Annotated in this window: 22 protein-coding genes, 2 tRNA genes and 1 pseudogene; 15 read left to right on the top strand and 10 right to left on the bottom strand. The window is 58.7% G+C overall.

Annotated features, from left to right (window positions below; all coding sequences use genetic code 11):
* From JWQ24_RS06575 to ssuD, 9 genes are all read right to left on the bottom strand, one after another.
* On the bottom strand, positions 1-1,547 hold a 1,547-nt coding region (locus tag JWQ24_RS06575; protein ID WP_299805863.1), incomplete at its 3' end, for a PAS domain-containing protein.
* Between the two features lie 153 nt (positions 1,548-1,700).
* Complete coding sequence (locus tag JWQ24_RS06570) at positions 1,701-2,879, bottom strand: PHB depolymerase family esterase (protein ID WP_299805860.1); 1,179 nt, start codon at positions 2,877-2,879, stop codon at positions 1,701-1,703.
* Positions 2,880-3,121: 242 nt separating this feature from the next.
* The gene (locus JWQ24_RS06565) at positions 3,122-3,367 is read right to left on the bottom strand and encodes a hypothetical protein (RefSeq protein WP_299805858.1); all 246 of its coding nucleotides are present in this window, start codon (positions 3,365-3,367) and stop codon (positions 3,122-3,124) included.
* A 341-nt stretch (positions 3,368-3,708) separates the two neighbouring features.
* Complete coding sequence (locus JWQ24_RS06560) at positions 3,709-4,785, bottom strand: OmpA family protein (protein WP_299805855.1); 1,077 nt, start codon at positions 4,783-4,785, stop codon at positions 3,709-3,711.
* A 143-nt stretch (positions 4,786-4,928) separates the two neighbouring features.
* Entirely contained in the window at positions 4,929-5,855 is a 927-nt protein-coding gene (gene htpX, locus JWQ24_RS06555; RefSeq protein WP_299805852.1) for a zinc metalloprotease HtpX, read from the bottom strand.
* Positions 5,856-5,972: 117 nt separating this feature from the next.
* Entirely contained in the window at positions 5,973-6,557 is a 585-nt protein-coding gene (locus JWQ24_RS06550; RefSeq protein WP_299805850.1) for a flavin reductase family protein, read from the bottom strand.
* Between the two features lie 7 nt (positions 6,558-6,564).
* Positions 6,565-7,410, bottom strand: coding sequence for an ATP-binding cassette domain-containing protein (locus JWQ24_RS06545; RefSeq protein WP_299805848.1), 846 nt, complete (start codon positions 7,408-7,410; stop codon positions 6,565-6,567).
* Positions 7,411-7,469: 59 nt separating this feature from the next.
* The gene (locus JWQ24_RS06540; RefSeq protein WP_299805847.1) at positions 7,470-8,273 is read right to left on the bottom strand and encodes an ABC transporter permease subunit; all 804 of its coding nucleotides are present in this window, start codon (positions 8,271-8,273) and stop codon (positions 7,470-7,472) included.
* 8 nt (positions 8,274-8,281) lie between these two features.
* A complete protein-coding gene (gene ssuD, locus JWQ24_RS06535; RefSeq protein ID WP_299805846.1) occupies positions 8,282-9,442 on the bottom strand; it encodes an FMNH2-dependent alkanesulfonate monooxygenase in 1,161 nt (386 codons plus the stop codon).
* Between the two features lie 357 nt (positions 9,443-9,799).
* Between ssuD and JWQ24_RS06530 the strand changes: the two genes are divergently transcribed.
* From JWQ24_RS06530 to JWQ24_RS06465, 14 genes and pseudogenes are all read left to right on the top strand, one after another.
* Complete coding sequence (locus JWQ24_RS06530; protein WP_299805845.1) at positions 9,800-11,596, top strand: EAL domain-containing protein; 1,797 nt, start codon at positions 9,800-9,802, stop codon at positions 11,594-11,596.
* Positions 11,597-11,694: 98 nt separating this feature from the next.
* On the top strand, positions 11,695-12,099 hold the full coding sequence (locus JWQ24_RS06525; protein WP_299805843.1) for a YccF domain-containing protein: 405 nt from the start codon (positions 11,695-11,697) through the stop codon (positions 12,097-12,099).
* Between the two features lie 78 nt (positions 12,100-12,177).
* Positions 12,178-12,882 (top strand): exonuclease domain-containing protein, encoded by a 705-nt coding sequence (locus JWQ24_RS06520; RefSeq protein WP_299805841.1) that lies wholly within the window; start codon positions 12,178-12,180, stop codon positions 12,880-12,882.
* Positions 12,883-13,035: 153 nt separating this feature from the next.
* Positions 13,036-13,112: transfer RNA gene (locus JWQ24_RS06515), tRNA-Arg, on the top strand.
* Positions 13,113-13,216: 104 nt separating this feature from the next.
* Positions 13,217-14,227, top strand: a complete 1,011-nt coding sequence (locus tag JWQ24_RS06510) for a site-specific integrase (protein WP_299805838.1) — start codon at positions 13,217-13,219, stop codon at positions 14,225-14,227.
* A 214-nt stretch (positions 14,228-14,441) separates the two neighbouring features.
* Positions 14,442-15,332, top strand: coding sequence for a 3'-5' exonuclease (locus JWQ24_RS06505; RefSeq protein ID WP_299805836.1), 891 nt, complete (start codon positions 14,442-14,444; stop codon positions 15,330-15,332).
* A gap of 7 nt (positions 15,333-15,339) precedes the next feature.
* Positions 15,340-16,353, top strand: coding sequence for a toprim domain-containing protein (locus tag JWQ24_RS06500; RefSeq protein WP_299805833.1), 1,014 nt, complete (start codon positions 15,340-15,342; stop codon positions 16,351-16,353).
* Complete coding sequence (locus JWQ24_RS06495) at positions 16,350-19,517, top strand: hypothetical protein (RefSeq protein WP_299805829.1); 3,168 nt, start codon at positions 16,350-16,352, stop codon at positions 19,515-19,517. Before JWQ24_RS06500 ends, JWQ24_RS06495 begins: the two co-directional genes overlap by 4 nt.
* Entirely contained in the window at positions 19,514-20,413 is a 900-nt protein-coding gene (locus JWQ24_RS06490) for a hypothetical protein (RefSeq protein WP_299805826.1), read from the top strand. The genes JWQ24_RS06495 and JWQ24_RS06490 overlap by 4 nt, the downstream gene beginning before the upstream one ends.
* Before the next feature lie 739 nt (positions 20,414-21,152).
* On the top strand, positions 21,153-21,368 hold the full coding sequence (locus JWQ24_RS06485; RefSeq protein ID WP_299805823.1) for a hypothetical protein: 216 nt from the start codon (positions 21,153-21,155) through the stop codon (positions 21,366-21,368).
* 4 nt (positions 21,369-21,372) lie between these two features.
* Positions 21,373-21,708 (top strand): hypothetical protein, encoded by a 336-nt coding sequence (locus JWQ24_RS06480; protein WP_299805821.1) that lies wholly within the window; start codon positions 21,373-21,375, stop codon positions 21,706-21,708.
* A gap of 202 nt (positions 21,709-21,910) precedes the next feature.
* On the top strand, positions 21,911-23,863 hold the full coding sequence (locus tag JWQ24_RS06475; protein WP_299805818.1) for a hypothetical protein: 1,953 nt from the start codon (positions 21,911-21,913) through the stop codon (positions 23,861-23,863).
* A 241-nt stretch (positions 23,864-24,104) separates the two neighbouring features.
* A tRNA-Arg gene (locus tag JWQ24_RS06470) sits at positions 24,105-24,181 on the top strand.
* Between the two features lie 328 nt (positions 24,182-24,509).
* Positions 24,510-24,659: pseudogene (locus tag JWQ24_RS06465) on the top strand (transposase); the annotation flags it as partial.
* A 442-nt stretch (positions 24,660-25,101) separates the two neighbouring features.
* Here JWQ24_RS06465 and JWQ24_RS06460 read toward each other — a convergent pair.
* Entirely contained in the window at positions 25,102-25,797 is a 696-nt protein-coding gene (locus tag JWQ24_RS06460) for a helix-turn-helix domain-containing protein (protein WP_299805869.1), read from the bottom strand.
* A gap of 186 nt (positions 25,798-25,983) precedes the next feature.
* On the opposite strand from JWQ24_RS06460, the gene JWQ24_RS06455 reads away from it, so the two are divergent.
* Complete coding sequence (locus JWQ24_RS06455) at positions 25,984-26,310, top strand: DUF1330 domain-containing protein (protein WP_299805816.1); 327 nt, start codon at positions 25,984-25,986, stop codon at positions 26,308-26,310.
* Positions 26,311-26,320 lie beyond the last annotated feature (10 nt).

Genomic DNA, 26,320 nt, shown 5'->3' with positions numbered 1-26,320 from the left:
ACCTCCTTGGTGGTAAAGAACGGCTCGAACACCTTGGTCAGGATCTCGGGGCGGATTCCGGCGCCGCTGTCGATCACGGAAATCCGTACGTATTCTCCCGGTGGAAGCAGTTCGGTGGGCGGGTGAGCGCGCTCCGCCCTGATGGTCAGTTCGCCGCCCGACGGCATCGCGTCGCGCGCGTTGATGGCCAGGTTGATCAGCGCCATCTCCATCTGGTTCAGGTCGGCCGTGACAAATCGGGCCTGCTCCTGGACCTCGACCTCGAACCGGATTCCCGTGCCGAGCGATGCGGCCAGCAGCGACTGCACCCCTTCCAGTAACGCGACCACGTCGGTGGCATCCAGATCGAGGCGCTGGTTGCGCGAAAAGGCCAGCAGCTGGCTGGTCAGCTTGGCGCCCTGCTTGCAGGCCCGGCGCGCCACCTCGGCCCGCCCCTTCGCCACCTCGTCGACGGACAACATCAGGATCAGGTCCATGCTGCCCTGGACGACATTGAGCAGGTTATTGAAGTCGTGCGCGATGCCGCCGGTAAGCTGACCGACGGCCTCCATCTTTTGCGATTGGCGCAGCGCCTCTTCTGTGGCCTTGAGTTGTTCGCTGGCGACCTCGCGCTCGCGCGTCTTTTCCTCGACGCGCTGCTCGAGCGTGGCGTTGAGTTCGGCGAGTTTGGCGGCGAGTTCGCGCGCCTCCTCCTCGCTCTTGCGCAGCGCGCGATCGACGTTGACCTCATCCGTCACGTCGGTATGCGCGCCGATTAGGCGCACCGCACGGCCGTCCTCGTCACGCTCGATCACCGACTTCACGGAGATCCAGCGCACTTCGCCGTCGTTCGGGCGAATGATACGGTATTGCGCGCTGTAATCCAGCACACTGCTCTTCACCGCTTCCTTGAACTTCGCCTCGGTGGCTTCGCGGTCGTCTGGATGGATACGACGTACCCAGTCCTCGTGCGTCTCGTTGGCCGCGTCTGGCGACAGCCCGTGCAACGCCAGATATTCCGGCGAGCGGCGGTTACGAAAACCGGTGCGCAGATCGACTTCGAGACCGCCGATGTGTCCGATCTGCTGCACGCGGGCGAGTTCGGCCTCGCGCTCGCCGGCCTTGGCGGCGAGCATGTGATCCGCCGTGACATCGCGGCACACGACCAGCACGCCGCCGACGCCGTCGTTCTCGTCGACAGGGCTGAAGCTGTAGGTCCAGTACACCTGTTCGAGCCGACCGTTCCGCGTCACCGGCACCAGTTGGTCTTCGTGCCAGGTCGCGCCGCCGCCCGACATCACCTGGTCAATCTGCGGGCCGATTACTGGCCAGATTTCCGCCCAGCACTCGCGGCCGCGCTGGCCGAGTGCAGAAGGATGCCGCTCCCTGCCCATCGTCCGGCTGTAGGCGTCATTGTAGAACTGGATCAGTTCCGGTCCCCACCAAAGGAACATCGGGTGATTGGTATTGAGCAGGATGCGAATCGCGGTGCGCAAGCTTTGGGGCCACCGCGCCGGCCCGCCGATCGGCGTTGCATCCCAGTCGAGCGCGCGCATGAGGGCGCCCATCTCGCCGCCGCCGGCAAGAAAATCAGCTGAGATAGAGCGATGGATGTCCAGCATAACGCCGACCGTTAAGGGGCGATGACATTGATTTAACAACGGAGTGGGAGGCTATCCCCCTGCCCCGTCCAGTGCAAATTTCCGACTGGCGAAGGCTGGTTACTTCATCAATCCGGCAGCGGTCAGAGCACGGGTGATGACGGCGTTGATATCCAGTACGCGGTGGCCGGGCGGGTCGCGCGGCGTGAAACGGCCGTCGCTCTCGGCACGGGGCTTGGGCGTGCTGGCAGTGACGATCGCATCGATAGGCACGTCAGCCTTGCGGACCATCACGGTGTTGCCCGGCGCGACTTGCTTGGTGAGGCCGAAGAACTGCGCGATGTGCCAGGACGAAGCGATGCCTGCCTCAAGCAGGAACTTGCCGGCTTCACCATAGGGCTCCTGCTCGCCGGCGATCGCCAGCGGCGTGCCGTGCGCCATGCCGGTGATGGTGTAGGATTCGACGACGGTCTCGCCCTCCGCGTCCCACCACACCTCGCGCGGATAGCCATCGACATCGGCTGCTGACATCGGCGCCGGCGGCAGGCCGTGAACGTTGAGCCATTGCTTGACGACCTCGCCGGCATTGGCCGAGGTCACCGTGCGGTCAGCGCTGCCGTGCCACACCGAGACCTTCGGCCACGGCCCGGTATGCTTCGACGCCTTGCGGACGAGGTCGCCCAGATCATGCGCAGCCTGCGCCGGAGCACGATACATGCCGGTCAGGGCTTCCTGCAGGGTATTGGCGATGCCGAAAGGCAGGCCGGCGATGATCGCGCCGGCAGCGAACACCTCGGGATAGGTCGCGAGCATCACCGAAGTCATGGCGCCGCCCGCGGACAGGCCGGTGACGAAGATACGGCTGCGATCGATATGGTGCGCATCCGCCATATGCTCGATCATCTGCCGGATCGACAGGGCTTCGCCGCTGTCGCGCGCGGTATCTTCCGGGCTGAACCAGTTGAAGCAGGTATTGCCGTTGTTGGAGGATTTTTGCTCCGGCATCAGCAGCGCGAAGCCGTATTTCTCGGCCAGCGTCGACCAGCCCGTGCCGACGTCGTAGCCGGCAGCCTTCTGGGTGCAGCCATGCAGCACCACGACCAGCGCCGGCTTGGGCAGCAACGTGGCAGGCACGTAAGCGAACATTTTGAGGTCGCCGGGATTGCTGCCGAACTCTGTCACTTCGACAATCGGACTTTCGCCGCCGCCCGGAAGCACCCGCGCCAGGTCGACCAAGTCATTGATTTTAGGGAGTTTCGGAAGGTTGCGGAGGAATTCGATATTATCGGCGAGGGACATGGCAGCTCCAGAGTCGTCAATCTTTATAACAGCGTTGCTGACATATGGTTGCTGCACTGCAAAATAAAACGAAATCGGTATTATGTTGCCCGTCAACAAAATGAGAGGCTGCCGGGAATACCGGTCGTCGCAGCATGACTACGCGGGCCTGCAGGGCGTCCCGAGCAGGCCGACCTCACGAAGAAGCCCCGCATGGCTCGCGCCATACGGGGAGTTTGGGGGGAGTCAGAGGAAGACGCGCCTTACTTCTTCATCTCGTCTTTCTTCATCATGCTGTCTTTCTTCATGCCGCCCTTGTGCATGGAAGTCTTATGCGTGGTGCCCTTCGACATGCCCTGGGTCGTCATGCCGTCTTTCGACATCGTGGATTCCGTGCCCATCCTGGTAGAGTCCTGACCGGCAGGGCCGGTGCTCTGGGCAGACGCACCGCCGACCGAGAGGGCAGCAATGGCGGTCGCGCAGATCGCGGAAAGGATGATTTTTCGCATTTTGTCGCTCCTGTTGAAGCCCGCACTATCAACTGGATCTGTCGGGAAACGTTCCGGTTGCCGAATGGCGAAAATGCACCGTCGCAATCTACGCCCAGGATCACGCGATCTGGCCCGATTGCTACCTGGCAATACACACCCGGATGCCTTCCCTCAGCGGAAGCCTACAAGATCGCCGGGCTCGATGCGTGGAACAGGATGAGCCGGTAACAAGGCCTCCGCACATACCACCGTCATCCTGAGGGCGAGCCTCGAAGGATGAATGCTCAACTCCGCGCCCGCGCGCGGCCCATCCTCCGAGGCGCGCAAGAGCGCGCACTTCGGGATGCCGCAAGACGCCCTCAATTCAGCTTCACCACTTCCACGCGCCGGTTTTTCGCGCGGCCGTCATCGGCATCGTTCGAGGCCGCAGGCGCCAGCATGCCGACACCAGCAGCACGGAGGCGCTTGGGGTCGGCGCGGAAACTGGTGGTGAGCGCGGCCACCACGGATTCGGCGCGGCGGCGCGACAGGTCGAGATTGTAGTCGTAGGCGCCCTGGTTGTCGGTATGGCCGACGATCAGCACCGCCAGCCTGGCGTCTGAGGAAAGCAAGCCGGCGATCTCCTGCAGGGTCGGCGCGGATTCCGGTTTCAACTCGGCCTTGCCGGTGTCGAAGAAGATTCCGTACAGCGCCACGCGGCCCGTCGAACCGATGGTCTTGGCCATCTCGTCCGCCTTCACCACCACCATCTTCTGCTCGCGCGGCTTCGGCTCGACGATATGCACCACGGCGACCGTGCGTTCGTTGAACGCCTTGCAGTAGAGATCGTCCTTCACAAGATAGGTTTGCACGGTGACGTAAGCGTCACCGCCAGGCTGCGGGATTTTCGCGGCGAAGAAGCGCTGGTCATCGAGATGCGACGCCATCGCGCATTTTCCGTTGGAAAAATCGCCATCCTTGATTTGCGCTTCGGTAACGAAATACATCAGCAGGCTCATGTCGCCGCCGCCGCCCGCAGCCGAGCGCGTCGGGTCGCCGCCGCAATCATCGCCCTTGCACGCATGGAGCACTTCGCCGCCGGCTGCCTTCACCACATCCTGATAGTTGCGCAGCACTTCGAGCGGCGAGCGGTTCGCCGGCAACAGGTAGGCGATGCGGGTGCGGGCGCCCTCGACTTCCAACTGCTTGATCGGCTTGTAGACCTGATTGTTCATGCGATCGCGGTCGCTGTCGCCGGTCTTTTCCAGCTTCGACAGCGGCACGCTGAAATCGGTGAAGGCGAGGCGTTCGTAGCTGACGATAAAGGAACCGTCATAGCGCTTCAGCAGCGGATTATCCCGCGCATTGGCAATGTCTTTGGTCGGGATCGTGGCGTCGGCGAGCGCGCCGCCTGCGGACAGAACCAGTGCTGCGATCATCAGGATACGGCTGAACATTCCCATGCGTCTCCATTCCAAGGAGCGCACACGATGCCCATTCTGGACCGAGAGACAAGCAAAGCTGTGCGATACCAAATGCCGCGCAGCCATGCACGCCGCGGCTTGAACCTTTCCGGATTAAGCCGCGACTCATAATGCTTTCAGCCCCACGGCCCCTTCGTGCGCGGCGCACCGCCCGACGGGCCACGCGGCGAGACCGTATTTGTGGCGCGCGCCTGCCCGCCAATCTGTCCTGCCAGTTGCTGCAAGGCCGCGATGCGGTTCTGCGTCGAGGGATGCGTCGTGAACAGATTGTCCATGCCGCGGCCAGACAGCGGGTTGATGATGAACATATGCGCTGTGGCCGGCGAACGCTCCGCGTCCTCGTTGGGAATCTGGCGCGCGGCGTTGTCGATCTTGGCGAGCGCCGAAGCCAGCCACATCGGCTGACCGCAGATTCGCGCGCCGAGATCGTCGGCGGCGTATTCACGGGTCCGGCTGATCGCCATCTGCACCAGCATCGCGGCGAGCGGCGCGAGGATCATCATCGCCAGCGAGCCGATGATACCCGGTCCACCATTGTTGCTGCGGTTGCCGCCGAAGAACATGCCGAACTGCGCGACCATCGAGATCGCGCCGGCAATGGTCGCGGTGATGGTCATCAACAGCGTGTCATGGTTCTTCACATGGGCCAGTTCATGCGCAATCACGCCGGCGAGTTCGTCGCGGTTGAGCTGCTGCATCAGACCGGTAGTGACGGCGACCGCGGCATTCTGCGGATTGCGGCCCGTCGCAAAAGCGTTGGGCTGCGGGTTGTCCATCAGATAGACCGCCGGCATCGGCAGGTTGGCGCGCGCGGCGAGATCGGCGACCAGGCGATACAGGTCCGGCGCGCTGCGCGCATCGACCGGCTGCGCGCCGTGCATCGACAGCACCACGCGATCAGAATTCCAGTACGCGAACAGGTTGGTGCCGGCGGCCACCAGCAGCGCCAGCGTCGCGCCCGTGGCCCCGCCGATCAGATAGCCGACGCCCATGAACAAGGCGGTCATGCCGGCCAGCAACATCGCGGTCCTGAAATAGCTCATCGATCTCCTCCCGCCCGCGCGACAACACAGCGGGCGCTCCCTTTAAATGGGGTCGCCGCCGCCTGCCCTGCAAGACGCCGCCGTGCGGCAGCGCGTCGCGGGTTTGGGAGAAGCCGATTATACCTCGCGCAGCTTCCGTGCCGCGGGGACGCTGACGTCGGCGAGCGTGCGCGCATCCTCATTATGGTCGATTGCGACATACTGGCCGTCCCAGTAGGTCAGCGCCGTGGTCGGCGCGGAGGTGATTACGTCGCGTACGCGGCCGATGATGATGGCGTGGGAATGTCGCTCGATCACTTCCTCGACGTCGCAATCGATCGACGCGAGGCTGCCGACCAGTAGCGGCACGCCGGTGGCGCGCGTCACCCATTGCGCGCCGGCAAAGCGCTCAGCGCCCTTCAGCCCGCCCTTGCCGGCGAAACGCTCGGCGAGGTCGAGTTGCTCGGCAGTGAGAATGTTGACACCGAACGCGCCATAGCGTTGCAGCAGCGGCCATGACGACGATTGCCGGTTGACGCTGACCAGCAAGGTCGCAGGCTCCACCGACAGCGACGTCACCGAGGTCACGGTCATGCCGGAAATATCCTTGCCGCGGCCGACGGAAATGACGCTGACGCCGCCAGCCAGCGCGCGCATCGCGCCACGGAATTCGGTGGAAGGGACGTCATGATCGGGCTTGATGTTACGCACGGCGAAATTCATGGAAGCCTCACAGGTCCGTGGCATCGTCACCCACGCCGATCAGGCTGCGCAGGATCGAGCCTTCCAGCGCGGCGAGATCGGCCGAGCCGCGCAGCCGCGGCCGGGCGATGTCAACGTCGATGTCGTGCGCGATGCGGCCGTCCTCGATCACCAGTACGCGGTCGGCCAAGGCAACGGCTTCCGAGACATCGTGGGTAACGAGGATCGAGGTGAACGCCTGGTCGTGCCAGACGCGGCCGAGCAGGCGCTGCATCGAAATGCGCGTCAGCGCGTCCAGCGCACCGAGCGGCTCGTCGAGCGCCAGCACGCGCGGATGGCTGACCAGTGCACGCGCCAGCGCGACGCGCTGCTTCTGGCCGCCGGACAGCACGGCCGGCCACTGTTCGCGCTTGTCGGCGAGACCGACTTCGCCCAACGCCTGTTCAGCGCGCGCCTTGGCGTCGGCGGAAGTGCGGTCGGCGCCGAGGCCGACCTCAACGTTGGAGAGCACGCGTGCCCAGGGCAGCAGGCGAGGCTCCTGAAACATGACGCGGATGTCCTCGGGACGTGTTTCCTCGCCGAAGCTGATGGTGCCGGCGGTCGGTTGATCAAGGCCGGCTATCAGGCGCAGCAAGGTGCTCTTGCCGCAGCCGCTCTGGCCGACGATGGCGACGAACTGGCCGGCGGGAATGTGCAGGTCGACGCCGCGCAGCACCTCGTTCGCGCCGAACGACTTGCGCAGGCCACGGATGGTCAGCGACAGGCCGCGATTCGGATGTACCACATGCCGGCGCTCGGCCAGCGCCTGATCGAACTCCGAGGGAGCTTCGACCAGTTGCGCATCGATATGGGCGAGACGGAGAGACTGATTCATGTTCATTTCCAACTGCTGGTCCAGGTTGCGAGCCAGATTTTTGTTCAAGACGGCAGCGATCACTTCTGGAAGGCGGGGTGCCAGGACAGCGTCAGCCGCTCCAGCACGCGGGAGGCACTGTCGGCGACCTTACCCAGCAGCGCATAGATCAGGATGCTCAGCACGACGATGTCGATCTGCATGAACTCACGCGCCTGCATCGCCATGTAACCAAGGCCCGACGATGCCGCGATGGTTTCGGCCACGATCAGCGTGAGCCACATGATGCCGAGTGCAAAGCGCACGCCGACGAAGATCGACGGCAACGCGCCGGGGAAGATCACGCGTCGAAACAGCTCGCCATTGCTCATACCGTAGATACGCCCCATCTCGATCAGTTGCGGATCGACGGTGCGGATGCCATGCAGCGTGTTGAGATAGATCGGGAAGAACACGCCGAGCGCCACCAGGAACAGCTTGGCGGATTCGTCGATGCCGAACCACAGGATCACCAGCGGGATCAGCGCCAGATGCGGCACGTTGCGCACCATCTGCAGCGTGGTGTCGGTGAGCTTGTTGCTGAGTTCGGAGAGGCCGTTGGCGAGACCAAATGCAAAGCCGATGCTGCCCCCGATCAGAAAGCCGACCGAGGCGCGCCAGAACGACACCCAGATGTTCTGTGCCAGTTCGCCGGACACCAGCAACTTCCAGCCGGCGAGCGCGACATCGGTCGGAGCCGGCATCACCCGCGCCGGCACCAGACCGGCGACGCAGGCGGCCTGCCAGACCAGCAGGATCACCAGCGGCACGATCCACTGCGTCAGGCCGTTGATGCTGGGAAGGCGAAAGCTGCGAACGCGCGGAAGGACTTCAACGATACTCATGATAACTCTCAGGCCTGCTTGGCGAGCGGACGATGCTCATTGGCAATGGTTTCACCGATCGGACCCGTGCGGGTGCGCAACGGCGTGACGTTCTCGTGACTCTGCAGCGACAGCAGCGGGAACACGAGTTCGGCGAAGCGATAGGCTTCCTCGAGATGCGGGTAGCCGGACATGATGAAGGTATCGACACCGACGTCCTGATATTCCTTGATCCTTGCTGCGACTTCCTGCGCACTGCCGACCAGCGCCGTGCCGGCGCCACCACGCACCAGGCCGACGCCAGCCCACAGGTTCGGGCTGATCTCGAGCTTGTCGCGACGACCGCCGTGCAATTGCGCCATGCGCTTCTGGCCGACCGAATCCTGCCGTGCCAGCGTCTTCTGCGCGGCGGCGATGGTATCGTCGGTGACGTATTGAATGAGTTCGTCGGCGGCCTTCCACGCGGCGTCGCTGGTTTCGCGCACCACGACATGGAGGCGAATGCCGAATGACAGCTTGCGGCCGCGCTTGGCGGCGGCGGCTTTTACGCGCGCCACCTTGTCGGCTACGGCGGCCGGCGGCTCGCCCCAGGTCAGGTACTTCTCAACAAGATCGACGGCGACATCGATGCCGGCATCCGACGAGCCGCCGAAGTACAATGGCGGGCGCGGCGATTGCACCGGCGGGAAGATCAGCCGGCCGTCCTCGATCGTGATGTGCTTGCCCTTGACGTTGACCGTCTTGCCGGCGAGCAGATCGCTGTAGACGTTGAGGAACTCGCGGGTCACGGCGTAGCGTTCGTCGTGGTCGAGGAAGATGCCGTCGCCGGCATTCTCTACCGGATCGCCGCCGGTAACGACATTGATCAGCAGGCGGCCGTTGGTGACGCGATCGAGCGTCGCGGTCATCCGCGCAGCGACGCTCGGCGACTGCAGGCCCGGCCGCACGGCGACGAGATAGCGCAGCCGCTCGGTCCACGGTGCGACCGCCGAGGCCACCACCCAGGAATCCTCGCAGGACCGCCCGGTCGGCAGCAGCACGCCGAAATAGCCGAGCTGGTCGGCCGCCTGGGCGACCTGACGCAGATAATTGAAATTGACCTCGCGCGCGCCGTTTGACGTACCGAGATAGTGGCCATCGCCATGCGTCGGCAAGAACCAGAGGACATTGGCTTTGGAAGAATCGCTCATGGCCGGAATTCCTGCTCGGGACGGAAACTAGCGCCGCGACCTCAGAATGATGCGACTTGCAGGATGATGGTGACGGGTGGCTGGGGTGTCGAGGGCCGCAGAAAAATAGCGATGCCCGCACTGCACAGGCCGCGGCTGACGCCGCGTTCCTTTCAAACTTCGGCGATGCCGGAGCATTTTTCTCTGCCGGTCTTGCCGGCCGGTGGAGTGCCCGGCGTTGACACTCTGTTAATGACGATTGGCACGGGTTCCACGGAATCGGTTGCGTGCGTACGTCAATACCGAAATTTCTGCGGTCGGTTTAACCAATACTACAACGGTATTTGCGAGGGTCGGCCCATGCAGAACGCAGATTCCATGGACCCGAATGCCCCGAACCTGTCCGCGAAGCCGGGCATTGGGGGGCTCGACGCCGGCACCGAACTCGCCGTTTTGCGCGAGATCGTTCGCCTGTTGCCAGCCTCCGTGACGGTGCAGAACCAGCATGGCGATTTCCTGCTGGTGAATGACGCCGCTGCCACGCAGTTCAATGCGCCGGCGGAAGATTTCGACAGCGCCCTGCCGCAATGCGACTTCCTGTCCCAGGCACTCAACCACCGCCGCCACACCGCGCTCGACCTGCTGCAATCCGGGCGCTCCGCGACCTTCGAGGAGCGCGTCAGCGACGGCCACACCAAACGCGTGTTCCTGACCAGTCACCGCCCGGTCAATATCGGCCAGCAGGCGCTGCTGCTGTCGAGCGCCAGCGATATCAGCCGGCAGAAGGCGGTCGAAGACGAACTGTTTCGCCGCGCATATTACGACGAACTCACCGACCTGCCTACGCGGCGGGTGATTGAGCAGCACGCCAGCGACATCATTGCGCGCGACCTCAACGGCGAGCCGTTCGCGCTGGCTTTTCTCGACATCGATAATTTCAAGCACATCAACGATTATTACGGTCACCCGATCGGCGATTCGCTGTTGATCGAATTCTCCAAGCGGCTCAGCCTCGATTTGCGCCAGTCCGACATGCTGTCGCGCATCTCCGGCGATGAATTCCTGCTGCTGTTGCATCCGATCCAGAACCAGCAGGAAGTCGCCGAATATCTCGACCTGCTGTTGCAACGGCTGCGCGCGCCGTTCTTCATCGACGGCTCCGAAGTGTTTGCCTCGGCCTCGATCGGCGTCAGCTTGTATCCCGAGCACGGCCGCAGCTACGATGCGCTGCGCCAGAACGCCGATATCGCGATGTACCAGGTCAAGAACGAGACCAAGGGTGCCGCCGTATTCTTCGACGCCAGCATGGAACGCGAAGCGCTGGCGCGGATGGCGACCGAACAGGCGCTGCGGCTGGCGATCATCGACAAGCGGTTCTGCTGCGCGTTCCAGCCCAAGGTCGATATCCGCAGCCACGAGATCAAGGGCATCGAAGCCCTGGTGCGGCTGCGCGACGACAACGGCGTGATCCAGGCGCCCGGCACATTCATCAACTTGGCGGTCGAACTCGGCCTGATCGATGAGCTCACCCATCTGGTGCTGGCGGAGATCATGAAGTCGATCGATCTGATCAACGAGACGTTCGGCGCCGGCGCCACCATCAGCATCAACGTCGCCGCCAAGCAGGCCGGCAATTCTGAATTCATGACGACCTTCGCCAAGGCGCTCGAGGACACTGGCTGCCCGACCCGCTTCATCGTTGAAGTGACGGAAGATGCCTTCGTCGCCAAGACGCACTTCCAGGACGACATCCTGCCGATGTTCCGCCAACTCGGCGTCGGCGTCTCGATCGACGATTTCGGCATCGGCTACTCCTCGCTGTCAGCGCTGGCCGATATCACCGCCGACGAGATCAAGATCGACCGCTCCTTCATCACCGACATCCACAAGCGCCCGCGCAGCCAGGGCATCTTGCGCGCGATCGAATCGCTCAGCGAAGCGCTCGGCATGACCGTGATCGCGGAAGGCGTCGAGACCCACGAGGAACTGGCCTATCTGCAGGGCGCGACACGGATCCGCTACGCCCAGGGTTATTACTTCTCCAAGCCGATCTTCCTCGAGGAGTTGCAGCCGCTCGCGCGGCCGAGCAACGAGGTACGCAACGCGCTATCGACCCGCCCGATGGAAGAAACCCGCCCGGCCTATTCCCGTGCCGGTGCCGGCAGGGGATATTGACGTCGCCCGGCAGACAGCCATGGCGGGGTCAGGAAACCTCGCCATGACGCAGAGAAGCCGGTAGAAGAGCAAAGACGCCTTCAATCCGGAAATATCCCATGCCAGTCCTCCCGTTATTTCTCAACATTCTCTGGATCCTGTTCGGCGGCTTCTGGATGGCGGCGGCATGGCTGCTCGCCGCGGTGCTGATGGCGATCACCATCATCGGCCTGCCATGGGCGCGCGCCGCGTTCAACATTGCCGCCTACACGCTGCTGCCGTTCGGCCAGCGCGCGGTGTCCCGCGAACTCGTGACCGGCCAGCGCGACATCGGCACCGGCGTGCTGGGCCTGATCGGCAATGTCATCTGGTTCGTGCTGGCCGGCTGGTGGCTGGCGATCGGCCATCTCGTCACCGCGGTCGCGCTGGCGATCACTATCGTCGGCATCCCCTTTGCGTGGGCGCACCTCAAGCTCGCCGGCATCGCGCTGTGGCCGATCGGCAAGGTCATCGTGCCGGCGTAAGCCTCTCCGCCATTTGAAAAATCCCGCGAATCACCGAGAACGACGCGAAGCGTTGCGGCGCGTAAGGGGAATTCACGGGTGCGATTCAGGGTCATCGACATCGAAACCACCGGCCTGGCTCCGCCGGCCGAAATCATCGAAATCGGCAGCGTCGACGTCGTCGTGACGAATGACGCCATCACCATCGAGCCGCCGCGCACCCAGCTGTTCCGGCCGCTGCACGGCATCACGCCGGAGACGATGGCCGTCCACCACATCACCGAGCGCGACTTCCAGCCGGATACGCCGGTCTGTTCCGACGCGCTATTGTTTGGACTGATCAACCAGTCGCCCGTGCCAGACGTGCTGGTGGCGCATAATTGCGAGTTCGAGCAGCGCTTCATCTCCGATTTCGCCAGCAACGACTTGCCGTGGATCTGCACGCACAAGATCGCATTGCGGGTCTGGCCGGATGCGCCGCGCCACTCCAACCAGGTGCTGCGCTACTGGCGCGGCCTGGTACTGGACGCCGATCTGGCCATGCCGCCGCATCGCGCCGGCCCCGACGCCTGGGTGACCGCACATCTGCTGGCCGGGCTCCTGGAGGGCGCGTCCGTCGAAGACATGGTGGAATGGACAAGCCAGCCCGGCAAGCTGCCGACCCTCACCTTCGGCAAGCACAAGGGGACCAAATGGCCCGACGTCCCCGCCGACTATCTGCACTGGATGACCCGGCAAAAGGACATGAACGCCGACGCCCTGTTCTGCGCCAACGAGGAAATCACCCGCCGCAACGCCGGCTGAGGCACGGGGAGGTGGCTGGACTGGCTTGGCTCGGCGGAGCGTGGCGAAATCGAACGCCTCCAACGACGGCTTGAGTGCCGCCCCGGGGTCATTTGCAATCCCCCGCCGCCGGACCGTTGCAGCGGCCGCACCAATCGGCTAAATGGACCGCGTGCACCCGTAGCTCAGCTGGATAGAGCGTTGCCCTCCGAAGGCAAAGGTCATAGGTTCGACTCCTATCGGGTGCGCCAGCATAAGACGCTCATATCGTTAGCGTTTTGCTTGGCGCTTAGGCTTCAAGGTTTCCCGCCGAACCCAATCCGTCACAGCCCTGTCACAGCTGTACGGAAAACCAATGCCAACCATTCGAAGAAGAGGCGACAACTGGCAGGCCCAGGTACGCCGCGTGGGATACCCTCCCCTGTCAAAGTCCTTCCCGGCGAAAGCCGACGCCCTTGCTTGGGCGAGGGACAAGGAGCGTTCCATCGACCGGGCAGAGCTGCCCACAGACACCAAGGAGATGAAGCGGCTGACGGTCGCGGACCTGCTGAAGCGTTACGAACAGGAGATCACGCCCCAGAAACGCGGGGCTGTGTTCGAGCGATCCCGCATTCGCCAGATGCTGGCGCACCGAATGTCCCAGACCAGCCTGAGCAATCTGTCCGGGGCGACCGTCACTCAGTATCGCGATGACCGCCTCAAGGTCGTCAAGCCACCGTCAGTTCGGCGAGAACTGGTCATCCTGCGTCATGTGTTTGAGATCGCGATCCGGGAGTGGGGTTTGCCAATCAGACAGAACCCCTTCAAGAGGCTACGCCTGCCGCAGGATTCCCGGCCGCGAGAGCGTCGTTTAGTCGGCGAGGACGAGAGCCAGCTATATGCCGCCTTGAGCGACCGGTCGAGTTGGTACCTTCGCCCCTTCCTTGTGCTGCTGGTCGAGACCGCGATGCGACGCGGCGAACTGCTCGCGATCAGATGGCGAGACATCGATTTTGACGCCTGCACTGTTCAAATTTTGAAGACCAAGAACGGCCATCCTCGCCGAATTCCACTCACGCCCAAGGCTCTTAAAACTCTCCATTCAATGACACGGGATGGTGAAAAGGTCTTCCGCGTGACAGCAAATGCTGTGCGATTAGCATGGGAGCGACTCAGGACGAGAGCTTCTTTAGAAGACCTACGGCTTCACGACCTTCGGCATGAAGCTGTCTCACGATTCTTCGAGGCTGGGCTCTCCGTTCCTGAGGTCGCGCTGATCAGCGGTCATCGTGAGCCTCGAATGCTAGCTCGCTACACGCATCTTCAACCTGAGCTAATTGCCCGCAAGCTGGAAAGAGGCACAGCTCGCGACGAGAGTAATTCTTGAGAGCTTAAACCCCGACAGTTTAGGGAGTTTATGCCTCGGCTCAGCATTCTCCTATTGCAATGCATGCTGCATCTTGGCCGCGTAAGGCGTATTATGACAATGCTTGATTTGAATCAGATCATGCTAAATATGCGTCTTACGTGGTAGAGTTCGGTGAACCAGACTATCATCCGCTACACGCGTTCGTCAGGGCATTATAACGAAGGACTACTTCGTGATTGACTCATTGGATCTAGAAGACGCAGCAAAGACGCTGGCATCAAGCGAGGATTACCGGGTGCTTCGGCGGCTTGTGCTTACAAAAAAGACGAACGAGAAGCTCTCGCGCGAAAAACTCGTTGCCATCGTTCTTGATGTCGAGACTACAGGACTAGACCCGGAATTTGACGAAGTTATTGAGCTTGCGATGATCAAGTTCAATTTCGACCGCAGCGGTCAAATCGGCAAAACGATTGCCACATATCAATCTTTGAACCAACCTCAAATTTCAATCACGCAGTCGATCAGTAGCCTCACCGGCATCACAAATGAAATGGTCGCAGGGAAAAACATCTTAGAGACGGAAGTCGAAACCTTCATCTCAAATGCGGCTATAATTATTGCACACAACGCCGCTTTCGATCGTCCCTTTTGCGAAAAGATATGCCCCGCCTTCACTTCCTATGCTTGGGGCTGTTCCGCTACGGAGATTCCTTGGAGAGATGAGGGGATTTCTGGTTCGCGACTGGAGTACATCGCTCAGAGTTACAATCTGTTTTATGACGCCCATAGAGCTTCGAATGACTGCGAAGCAGTTCTACAGATATTATCCATGCAGATGCCCCGATCACAACAATCGGTCATGGGTGCGCTATTGGAGAGCGCTCGCCGTGTCGAAACTCGCATTTTCGCAACTGGAGCGCCTTTTGAGCTTCGCATTCCTCTCAAAAGACGGGGGTATCGCTGGAATGGTAGTCTAAACCAGTTTCCACGGGCTTGGTGGCGAGACATGGCACCAGCAGACGTAGAGGGTGAACTACTTTTCCTACAGGCACTAGACGCCGGCATTAAACCTCAGACTTGGCCACGAACGGCTCGCGACCGCTTTCGAATTCTTCCAGGCTAGCTGAATCGTGTCATCTTGGGATCAAGTAAAACAAATTCCGATAGACGACGTCGCACAATTGCTTGGCGTGAAGCTTTCTCGTCAAAAAACATCTCGATGCCCGTTCCCAAGCCATAACGACAGTAATCCGTCATTCTCCATCGATCGAAAGCGCAATCTTTGCTATTGCCATGCCTGCGGTGTAGGCGGCTCTGTCATCGACTTTGCGGCGATAGTTACGGGCCGATCGCCGTCAGACGTCGTCTCTTGGCTGAGACGTTCCTTCCACCCTACTGGTATCCCGACTCAGAGCCCCAATTCATTTCATGCGCTGAAAAATGCTGCAAAGCTGAAAGATGATGCCAAAGCTGACTTTCACCCAAACCCCGAAATTTATTCAAGAACGCTATCGTTATGCCCGCAGACACCTGCTGGTCGTGATTATCTTCGCAATCGCAGCATAACCGATAAAACTCAAACGAAGTTCTCTGTAGGGTTCGTACAGGATAGCCGGACTGTAGTCCAACAATTGCTATCAAGTTACAGCGAAGGAGAACTCGTTAAATGCGGGCTACTTTATCCCGGAAAGCGACCGCAATTCATTTTCTCGGACGAGAGTCTGCTATTTCCTTTCTACGTAGACAATGAAGTTGTCTATCTCCAAAGCCGCTCATTGAAAGGTAATGGAAAGCGTTGGATGGGTCTGAATGGGGTTCGCAAGCCAATCTACAATTTAAATGCAATTAGCGGCAGCCGAAAGCTTTACATATGTGAGGGAGTAATGGATGCATTGTCTTCACACGAACTTGGCTACGCCGCCATTGGCTTAATAGGCGCAAACGCAGAGATTCCGCTGAGTGTATTGCGCTCCATTCGGGGCAAGACGATCTATATGGCACCCGACAACGACGAAGCGGGACTCGCGATGGCACGACGGCTTGAAGATACCCTTCGTAAGATGGGAATTCAGCATGTCACTCAGCGGATCACAATCGGCAACGATCTGAACGATTATTTGGTTCATTCACGGAAAAAGAAGTGAGCAGACTCTTCGACTTCCTCATCAGCTCTGAAAATCTGAACTGGGCATGGCGCAAAGCCCGCAGCCTTTATCGGATGGCCGATGGCATATATGACCTCGCTGAGGTTTCGGCGTTCGAGCTGAATCTTGAACAAGAGCTGCGCTCCATACAGCGACGCCTCGCGTCCCAAAGTTATCAACTCGATCCTCTTATATTACTCCCACAACCAAAAAAGCCTGATGATAAGGGCAACCCGCAGATGCGGCAGTCCTTCCATGTAACTGTACGCGACCAAGTCGCGTGGATCGCTATCGTGAATGCAATTGGACCCAAGCTCGACTCCAAGATGCCACCTTGGAGTTACGGGCACCGTCTATATAAAGCTGCGTGGTATGAGACCGCCAACGGCCAGCATAGACTGGAGACAGGCCCTTATAGACATTCTAACGGACAATTATATCGGCGCTTTAAACACAGCTGGCCGCTTTTCCGCAGGCACGTTTCGCTTACAGCGAGAGCTATGACTAACGGGTTAACGAATATAGAACAACTCGATGCGTCGGAGAAAAGCGCACTAAATTTCGCGGAACGCCCAAACTATCTCGAAGCGGGATACTGGCCTAAACACAGCGATCACCGACTTTACTATGCTTCAATCGATCTCGCGAGATTCTACCCCAGCGTCACCCCAAGCGCTATTCTCCGTGGGATTGAAGCTGGCCTTGATAACTTCAATGACGAAGAAGAGCTGAAGACTCTTATAAAGAGAATGCTCTCATTTCATGTTGGACGAAATCACAGCACATCTTTAGGCGACTCTCTCTGCCAGCCGATTACTACGCCTGGCCCATTCGACGGCATTCCAACAGGACTCATGGTCGCCGGCTTCCTATCCAATATTGCGATGCTACCACTGGATCTTGCCACCCACGCGCGGATCCAAGAAAAGCGAGACATCGCGCACTTCCGGTTCGTCGATGATCATGTCATTCTTTCATATAAATTCGATGATCTAATTGAATGGATACGCTCCTATAAATCCGATCTCGCGAGATTTTCGGTAGGCCCCGAAATCTCGAAGGAGAAATACAGCCCTATAGAGCTTGCTTCGATAATAGATGACACAGCTACGGATGAGACATTCCAAGCTGCAAAAGCTGATTGTGAAATCAATGGACTACGCCCTGTGAAATTGATGACGAAGACGCTGGCGTTAGTCTCCGAGCTTGCAGGCGCAGGCTTCGAAGTGATGCCACAGCACGCAAGAGAACAGAAACTCAGCGAGCTTGAATGGTTATTGTTGGCAAATCTACCGGAGGACGAGATACGAGCAGACACTAGAGCGGCATTCGCGGCTGGTCGAATCGCATCGCTGGTGCCGATGTCTTTTGATCACTCTATTGAACTCGTCCAAAGCCACAGAACGCTGGCCGCTTTAGCCAAGTCCAAGAATGTTACTCCCGAAATCTTAGCGGACGCCAAGCGCAATGCGACCAAGAAGAGGATGGAACAGTTTTATTCCGACCGTCGCCGCCTCACGCACTATTTCAAATTAATCCTTCAGGCATTTCATGACCACCCTGATAAGCCGCGACTACTTATACGCGCTCTAGATTATTGCCGCGTTACCGGACATCGCGGCTCGCCAGAGCTTTTGAAGTGGATCGAGTCCGAACTTGAGAACCCCGCTAAGCGACCACTCGCTGTGTACTTAGGCCCGCTCGCTGTTCAAACTATTTCGCGCCACATAGCGACCGCTGCGTTTGATGTATCAGACGTGCAACTGCTAGAAAGGCAACGCCGCGCAGCTCGAAGCTACCTCATGAGTATCTCAGCTCCTGCTACACGACTGTTGCTGAGGCATGTGATAAGCTTGGAAGACAACAAGTTCGCGGGGGTTTCTTCACGCAATGCGTTGGTTGCGGCGGTTTCCTACGCTGGCCATGTCGTCGACAGAAAGCGTTTGAAGGGAAATTTACTACAGCTAGCTCACGCCCTTGAAGCACCTGCACTTACTGCAGCATCATCGGACTGGATCGGTCGGACGGGTTCGCCGATCGGCGTTTGGGCAAATTGGCTCGATACACAACGGTCAGATCGTAATTTTGGGCCGGGCCTCGCGTGGGAAATTACTTGCGCCACCCATGACCCATCTATCCAATTGGATCGCAACAGCCTGAGAAAAAGCCCATTGCAAATGCCAGCTCAGGCATCAGAGTTTTGGAGCAATCACCCTGAATTTTTTTTGAAGTCCGACGCTGGATGGCTACTTGATCAGCAACGATCCGACAACCCGATTAGGATCCACGAAACCACACGGTCTGCAATCTTTCGGAAGCTGATCAGCCACCAGAAAACTCTTGCGGCGTCCAGACGCGTTACTCTCGACGACTGGCTTTCCTCATTAAGCACGCTTCAGCCTGATGATCCTCGCTCAGGCGAATGGACTGCACTTGAGATTGTGCGCCAACTCGTATCGACAGTTCAGATTTTTCCGACGGGTCGAATCGAGCTGCTTGATGAACTGAACCCAACGAACATTTTGCTACCAAAGGAATGGCTTGCACCCAACCCGCCGTCGAACTTTACGTTACGCCGCTGGACTTGGGAGTCGTGGAAGCAGGTCGTGCGCCAAGGAGAACCCAACGTCACGACTGTAAGGTACCCTATTTCTGATTTTCGTAGAGATTTGGCTGAGACTCCTCTCGATCGAGAACAGAACCAGCAATGGCTCAATCGCCTCAGAGGCGTTGGCCTGCTGCTTCTTGGCCTCTGTTGCCAAGACTTTAGGCTGCCAGCCTCTTGGAACATTCGTGGATCAGAGCGAGATATTGGTCGTTTTGTTAAGAAGCGCCTTGAGGACGCGACCATTTCGTCGGGGACACAGGGAATCATTGAGGCTGCATTGCTTTCGCGGAGCGCTGAAACCGCGCTGATTAGATTCTATCCGCAACTATTCTTGGGATCTCGAATTCTAGACAGGGTGAACGATACGGCAAGCGACCCCCCATTGATTACTGATGTAGCGAAGTTGCATTCAGAAATCCTCACTTCCCAAGAGACTCTAGAGCGAGGGCAGATCAGCGTTCTGAACCATGCCCCGCGACAGTTAATTCCGATGAATGTTTTCCAGCTAACGCGCCTAACGGTCTCACTTGATGCAGAATCGGAAGACCCAGAATGACTGACTACGAACAATTCTTGAGGCTTGGAATTGCACAAACCGTCGTTGATGGGGAGAACGCGTGGAAAGACTCGATGCAAATGTCTGCAATTGAGGAACGGGCTGTGATCGCTCAAATTCAACATCAACTTGCATCGATTGCTCAGGATCCAGTACCTGCGAAGGTGGTTCTCTTACCAGAGCTATCTGTTCCCAGAGGCTTTCTACCGCAGCTACAAACTATAGCTGCCCAGATGAACGCCATAATAATTGCCGGCATGGACTTTGATGTCGTCCCCCGCAAGTCCATGACGGTCAGGAATCGTGCGGCGGTAGTTATCCCTAACGCATGGGGCACCGCGAAAAGATCGTCACGATCGACCATACGTTACGTAGGTAAGACCTACGCAGCTTGGGGGGAGCATCAACTCTTACAGCAACACGGCTACAGTTTTCATTCAATTCCAGAAGTTTGGGTTTTTAACGCAGAACGATTCGGCAAGTTTGCAGTGGCTGTATGCTTTGACTTTCTCGATCTCGAACGCGTTGCGATGTATCGACTAGGAATTCAGCACCTTTTCATTCTCGCTTACAACAAGGATCTCCCAACGTTTGACCACGCTGCGGAGGCTCTATCTCGAATGATTTATTGCAATGTTGTCGTTTGTAACACCGGCAGCCATGGCGGGTCACTCGCCGTCTCGCCCTACAGTGGCGTCGGCAGGCGTGTCATATATCGACACGTCGGATCACCTCTCTCGACAAGCCAGACAATATCGCTCCCTGTCGCTGATCTCATTCTAGCGCAGACAAATACATGGCCGGCAGGGCGCGACCGCGTATTCAAAAATCTGCCGCCGGGTTCCGAGCTCGTTCACGACCTGACAATGCAGAATTTCCCAATTCAACAAGCTTGAAAGGCAACGATGTCTCTGCCTTTCCCTTAAGAGGGAGAGGCGAAGACCGACAGAGGCGATAGCTTCGGGCAGCTTAATCGCAGATCGGGAATTACGCCATTCTCCAGGCCAAAGTCCGCGGTCCTGTCGATCCGGGGCAATCCCTCCATACGACGTAGCCAGACACTGGGGTGCCTATCGTCGGCTAATCCTTGGGGGGCACCTACACGGATACTGCGTAGCCAGACTGCCCCTTGGGCAATCCCCCACCATACAGCATAGCCAGACGTTGGACTGCCTATCGCCGGCTCAATCGGGGGCAACCGCCCCCATACTGCGTAGACAAACGCTGGAGCGCCCGTCGCCGGTTGATCTCGGAGGGGGCAATAGGCCCGGATACTGCGTAACCGAACGCCCCCTATGGCCCCCCCCCCTCGCATACGTGAATCAACCACTGCCCACCCAGACTGAGGCGGGTCACCTACACGCATACTGCGTGGCAAGACGGTCCAATCGGCTGCTGGATCGCAGTGAGGGGGGAATCCCCCGCAACTATGAAGACAAGACGCCTTCTGCACCCCATTGGGGGTAAATGCCGGCCATTGCGGCACGAAGGCAGACCTGTCGCGTGTCTCTTTCGCGGTGGGTATTCCCTACGTTTACCAATGACCATCGCCGTGTACGAACCATCTAGGCCAGCAAGCCAGATCGCTCGTTTCGGATCACCCTGCCCATTTCACTACAAAGGAGAACTAACCGCGTGAACCACGCACACCCGGCGAACCGGGTTCACTACCGCGAGCGGTCAACCGACCGTGTCTATAAGAAAGGACATATCCTATCCGTAAGAGTTGATGAAGACATGTTCCAGAAGCTCACCCAACTCAGGAAGCTCTTGGCAACCCGGATCGGCGTTCGCGAGACTACGATGTCAACGGCGCTGGCCTATTGCATCGCAACGGCAAACGCCGCCTGACATCATGACAATCCCCCTCAAAGCCCTAGTCTCTTATTGCGCCTTGAGGGGGTTTATCACCTCGCTGAACACCTCACTCGCAACGGGACGAAATCGGTCCCAATCAACATCAAAGAACATGAACTCCATTACACCAATCATAGAAAGCAATTCCGACTTCTACGCTCCCCTGCCTAACGGCCATTCGGTGCGCCCGTTTGCATTCACGGTACTGCTCCGATATCTGCGTCAGGTACAAGGCATTCCTGAGGACGACCTTCGCTCAGACTTACAAGAAGTCGCTTTTGCCATCGCGGGCGACATTATCGAAGATCGGCCAGTGCAGGAACGCGTGGCGTAGTCGAAAGTGACAAGCCCCTCTTGATGCTCCAATTGCAGCATTTCGAGGGGCTAACCCGCCGTCACGATCCTCCGAATGCCCTTAAGCCCCTATCTCTTATAGCGCCTTAAGGGGGTTTCACCCCAATCACATCCACCTAAATCGGCCCACCTTGCTCGCCAATGCGAGCGAGAGCGTTGGCCTATTGTCATCTGAAACAACAATGCTCAACGAATTCACCAACGCTTACAACGCGGCCATCAAACAGCAGGCAAAACAACGAAATCAAACGGTCACTCCATTCGCCGAACGCGTAGCGAAATCAATCCTTGCAGCGGGTCTTCTTGCCATGGAGGACAACGATCTAGGTATCGCTCAATACAGGGTCGTCTCAGCCCCGACCGGAAGCGGCAAAAGCAGCTACGCCCAAGCCTTAATCAAGGCGTACATCGAGATAGTCCCGGATGCATCGATCTTGTATCTGGTCGAGACCCGCCTACAAGCCGAGAAAATTTATCGAAGCATGTCCGACCTGATCGGTGTAGAACACGTAGCAGTCTGGACGGTCGCGCACGATGTCGGGACATCGCCGGAGACCGCTAAACGAGATCATCGTTTTCAGCCACGCCATCATTTCTCAGTTGATGATCTATGCAATTACCCTGTCCTGATCGTCACACCGGGATTTTACACCGGCCCCCGCGCGAGCAAGGCAATCATTTATCAAGGAAAGCCTCGCCAACTCACCTTCCTTGACGAACGACCCAATGCTGTCAGCATCTATGATGTCGATACGGGTCTTATCAAAATCGTCCGGGATAGGTTGGCAGAGCAGCATACATCGGCTTCGGATGTTGTCACTCGGCTGACCCAATTGCACGACTATCTCGAAGCGATTTGGCGCTCAGCATCGAGCAAGTCGGCCTTTGATGTCCTACCCTTTGATCCGAGCCTAGATATCGGCTGGTTCGCTTCATCTCACACTGCGAAATACAGCTCGTCGCCCAACGAACAAATCAAGACCGTGTTCGGGTTCGCTCGCGCATTGGCACATGGTTTCGCGTTCCTCTCCCGCTATGACGCCATAGCCAATGGTGCGCGATTCATCGGCTACGATATGAACATGCCGCCGACGCCCGGAATGATCATTCTTGATGCGACGGCAGACATTGACGGATTATCACTGATCGCCAAAAATCGAAGTGTCGTTGACGTCCCCCAAGTCGATTACAGTAATCTTGCCATTACGCATATCGATCCTGAGCCGCTGCGATCGACCGGCAAGAAGAAGCACCGAAAGCTATCTGAGGTAGTCAAGAAGGCTGAATGGGCGCAGCCCTATGCCGATTGGATACGAGAAACAGTCAAGCTTCATACCCAACCCGGCGAGCAAGTGCTTGTCGTCGTTCACAAGGCGCTGCTCGACCACGAATACTTGCCCGCCAATCACACCTTCAAAGACCCGTATGTACTGGACGGTCGCTTTGTTTGCTTCGCGCATTGGGGAACAGGCATCGGCTCAAACGAATGGAGGAATGCACCAGCGGTCTTTCTATTCGGGGAGTTTCATAAGCCAAGGCGAGCAACGGTTGCTACCGGCCTTGGTTGGGGAGAGCAACAAGCAACGCTAAGCAGTCTTTCGCCCTACCAAGCCTGGAATCGGAAAGGGGGACCATTCATCGCTTTAAAAGATGGAGACCTCTGCCGATGGATGAAACAAATGGCGATGAGAGGCAACGCGAGAAATATCGATGCAAATGGTGTCTGCGGCGTTCAACGTCTTTATGTCACAGGCGAGCTTGATCGTTTGGTCTGTCACACGGACCTGATGTTTCCCGGCGCGACACTCAGACTGGATCGTCCTGAGACGCGTTTTCAGTTCAAGGGAACGGATACGCTCGTAGCCCTACTCCTTTCTGATGAAGAAGATTTCCTGAGTACAGCATACGTCAAGCAACGGACGGGCGTCGATCTGCAGAAGAACCGGACCCGATACCTCATGAAGCCGGAAGTCCAAGCAGCCGTGCTGCACGGACGCTGGGATCACATACCGGGAGCAGGTCGGGGCAGAATGGGCGGTTTTATGCGGTTGCCGCCCGATTCGCCGATAGCGGATCAATCGGCCATTCGGCTGACGAGCGATGTCCTGCCAAGTTTTGAGGACGCAGACACCTAACTTAGATTTCAAGAAAAAATGCGAGAGGCCAGCGTCTCACCGGCGCTGGCGCTTTTCCCCCGTTGGGCCTTGGCACAGTTGTGTCACAGTGAAGTGTGACAGACGCGATCTCCCCGCTCTGACCAGACTAACAAACTCTTTTCGTGATCCATATCGCATGCTACTGTCGTGGCGTGTAACGGATTGGTTCTCAAAGAGAAAACGGAAGCCGAACCGATTCTGTGATCGCATCTAACCAGACGCACCCGTAGCTCAGCTGGATAGAGCGTTGCCCTCCGAAGGCAAAGGTCATAGGTTCGACTCCTATCGGGTGCGCCAGCATTTTTAATGGATTAGGTGCCTTATCCGTCGCTTAGCTTTTCGAGGGGTAAGCATTGGGTAAGCGCCGCGCTCCCATTTCCCGCCGTTTAAAACGCATGACGCGCCTTCCGCGATAGAATTGCGTTCGTGCGCTGTTGGTTGCATCGCTAAGCTCATGGCCTTTACCGATCTAGGGAAGGAACCCGTGGCAACAGCGCAGCTTTGCTGCCGATCTCATTTTTCAACGAATTTGAGAAGCTCCGATTATTCACCTAATACGCCGTCATCTTCCTCTGCGTCACTGGATTGATCGTTCAGCCGCTTGATCGCCTGTGACCGCTCCAACGTCACCTGCCGATGGAAGGACTATCGCGCCGATGGCCGCGACCGCCAGAAGCTCATGACACTCTCGACCGGCGAGTTCATCCGCAGATTCCTGGTCCACATCCTGCCGCTCGGCTTCCACCGCATCCGTCACTACGGCCTGCTCGCCAGCGGCACGCGCCAACAACATTGCCCGAGCCCGCCGTTTGCTCGACGTGCCTGTGACTCAGCCCGAGGCCGCCAATGCCAACGGCGCCGAGGCTGCCGAACCCACGCCTCCCGCGGTTTCCTCCCTTGGAGGTTTGCGGAAGTGATAGCGCGATGCCGTGATGTCCGCATCAGATCAATGAAACGAACCTTCAAAGTGTCATCGGAGATTGGCTGCGTACCAATAACTGAAATGGTTTGGATTTAATGCGACGTTTGCTGATCGATATCAGAACTGCCCCGGTCCGCGCCGCGGCAGTCGGAAGTTCGCAATTTTGTTCTGAATGGTGAAGATTTGGCGTTCGGGAGAGGATGAGCTGGGCACTGCTATGTCATTACTGCGCCTACTGAGTTCTGAAATCACCCCGGATGCGAGGTGCGCTTTCCGACGTTTCCAGCCCCTCAACCTATACCGATGCGCGCTTTGGCTCGGTCGCAAACGGGCTGAGCCCCAGCCAGGTCTGCATGGTGCGAGCGATGTCTCTGTCTCCAGTTAGCGCCAGCTTCCCGTGCTCCTTTTCGACGGTCGTAAGTCCCATCCAGATCGCTGTCATTGTGCGGAGGTCCGTCGACACATAAAGGTCAACATCGAATCCCGGATCGGACCAGCAGAGATCCACGTCGCCACGGGGTTCGACAACCAGCCACCAGAACCGCTTCGATACCGGTAGTTCAGGATACAGAAACTGTATCACCGTGCGCCGGTCGGGCAGCGGCGACGGGTTCAGGTTGCGCCGCATGTCCCACATGAGCAAGGACGGGTCGAGATTCTTGAGAGACTGCCTCGCCTCGATCCATTTCTGCCCCCAGAAGCCCATTGCCTCGACGACAGGGCGGAGGTCTTTGCCGGATTCCGTCATGCGATATTCGAAGACGCCCTTTTCGAACCTGAGCTCCTTCCGTTCGATGACGCCAGCCGCTTCAAGCTCCTTGAGCCGTTGAGACAAAAGCGTCGGCGACATCTTTGGGACGCCGCGACGCAAATCGTTAAAGCGCGTCGTTCCCGCGACCAGCTCGCGAAGCAGCACCATGGTCCAGCGCGAGCACAGCAGCTCGGCGGCCATGGCGACGGGACAGAATTGCTTGTATCCGGGCTGCGCCATTTTCTTCGGCCCTCCCATCGTTTGTAGCGAGATCATAGGCGCTAAGCCGCCACGCAACCAGTACAGAAGCTGTACCGGCCCGATACAGTTCTTGGACTGGAGCGTTCAAGCGTTCTTCTGCCAGGCTGTGGCCAGGTCGCGGGACAATCCTGTGCCCAACAACTCTGACCACAGGAGACCAAGCCAATGACGGCTTACGTAATCGCGGACATCAAGGTGACGGACGACAAGTGGGTGCCGGCATATGCAGCTTCGGTGCACGATCTCGTGCACAAGCACGGTGGCAAGTATCTGTCACGCAGCGGAAACGTGAAGACACTTGAGGGCGAGCCTCTGGATACCACCCTCATCGCGCTTATGGCGTTTCCATCAGCGGCGGCGGCCGAGGCTTTCGTCGCCGATCCCAAATATGCGCCTCTCGTCGCAGCCCGCCGGAGCGGCAGTGAAAGCCGTTTCCAAATGATCGACGACACCGATCTAGCTGGAACAATTCCTTACCTGCCCAAAGGATGAAGTACGTCGT

It is taken from the genome of Tardiphaga sp. (assembly GCF_028290495.1).
In the GTDB taxonomy this organism is placed as follows: Bacteria; Pseudomonadota; Alphaproteobacteria; order Rhizobiales; family Xanthobacteraceae; genus Tardiphaga.
This window is presented reverse-complemented; position numbering and strand designations above follow the sequence as displayed.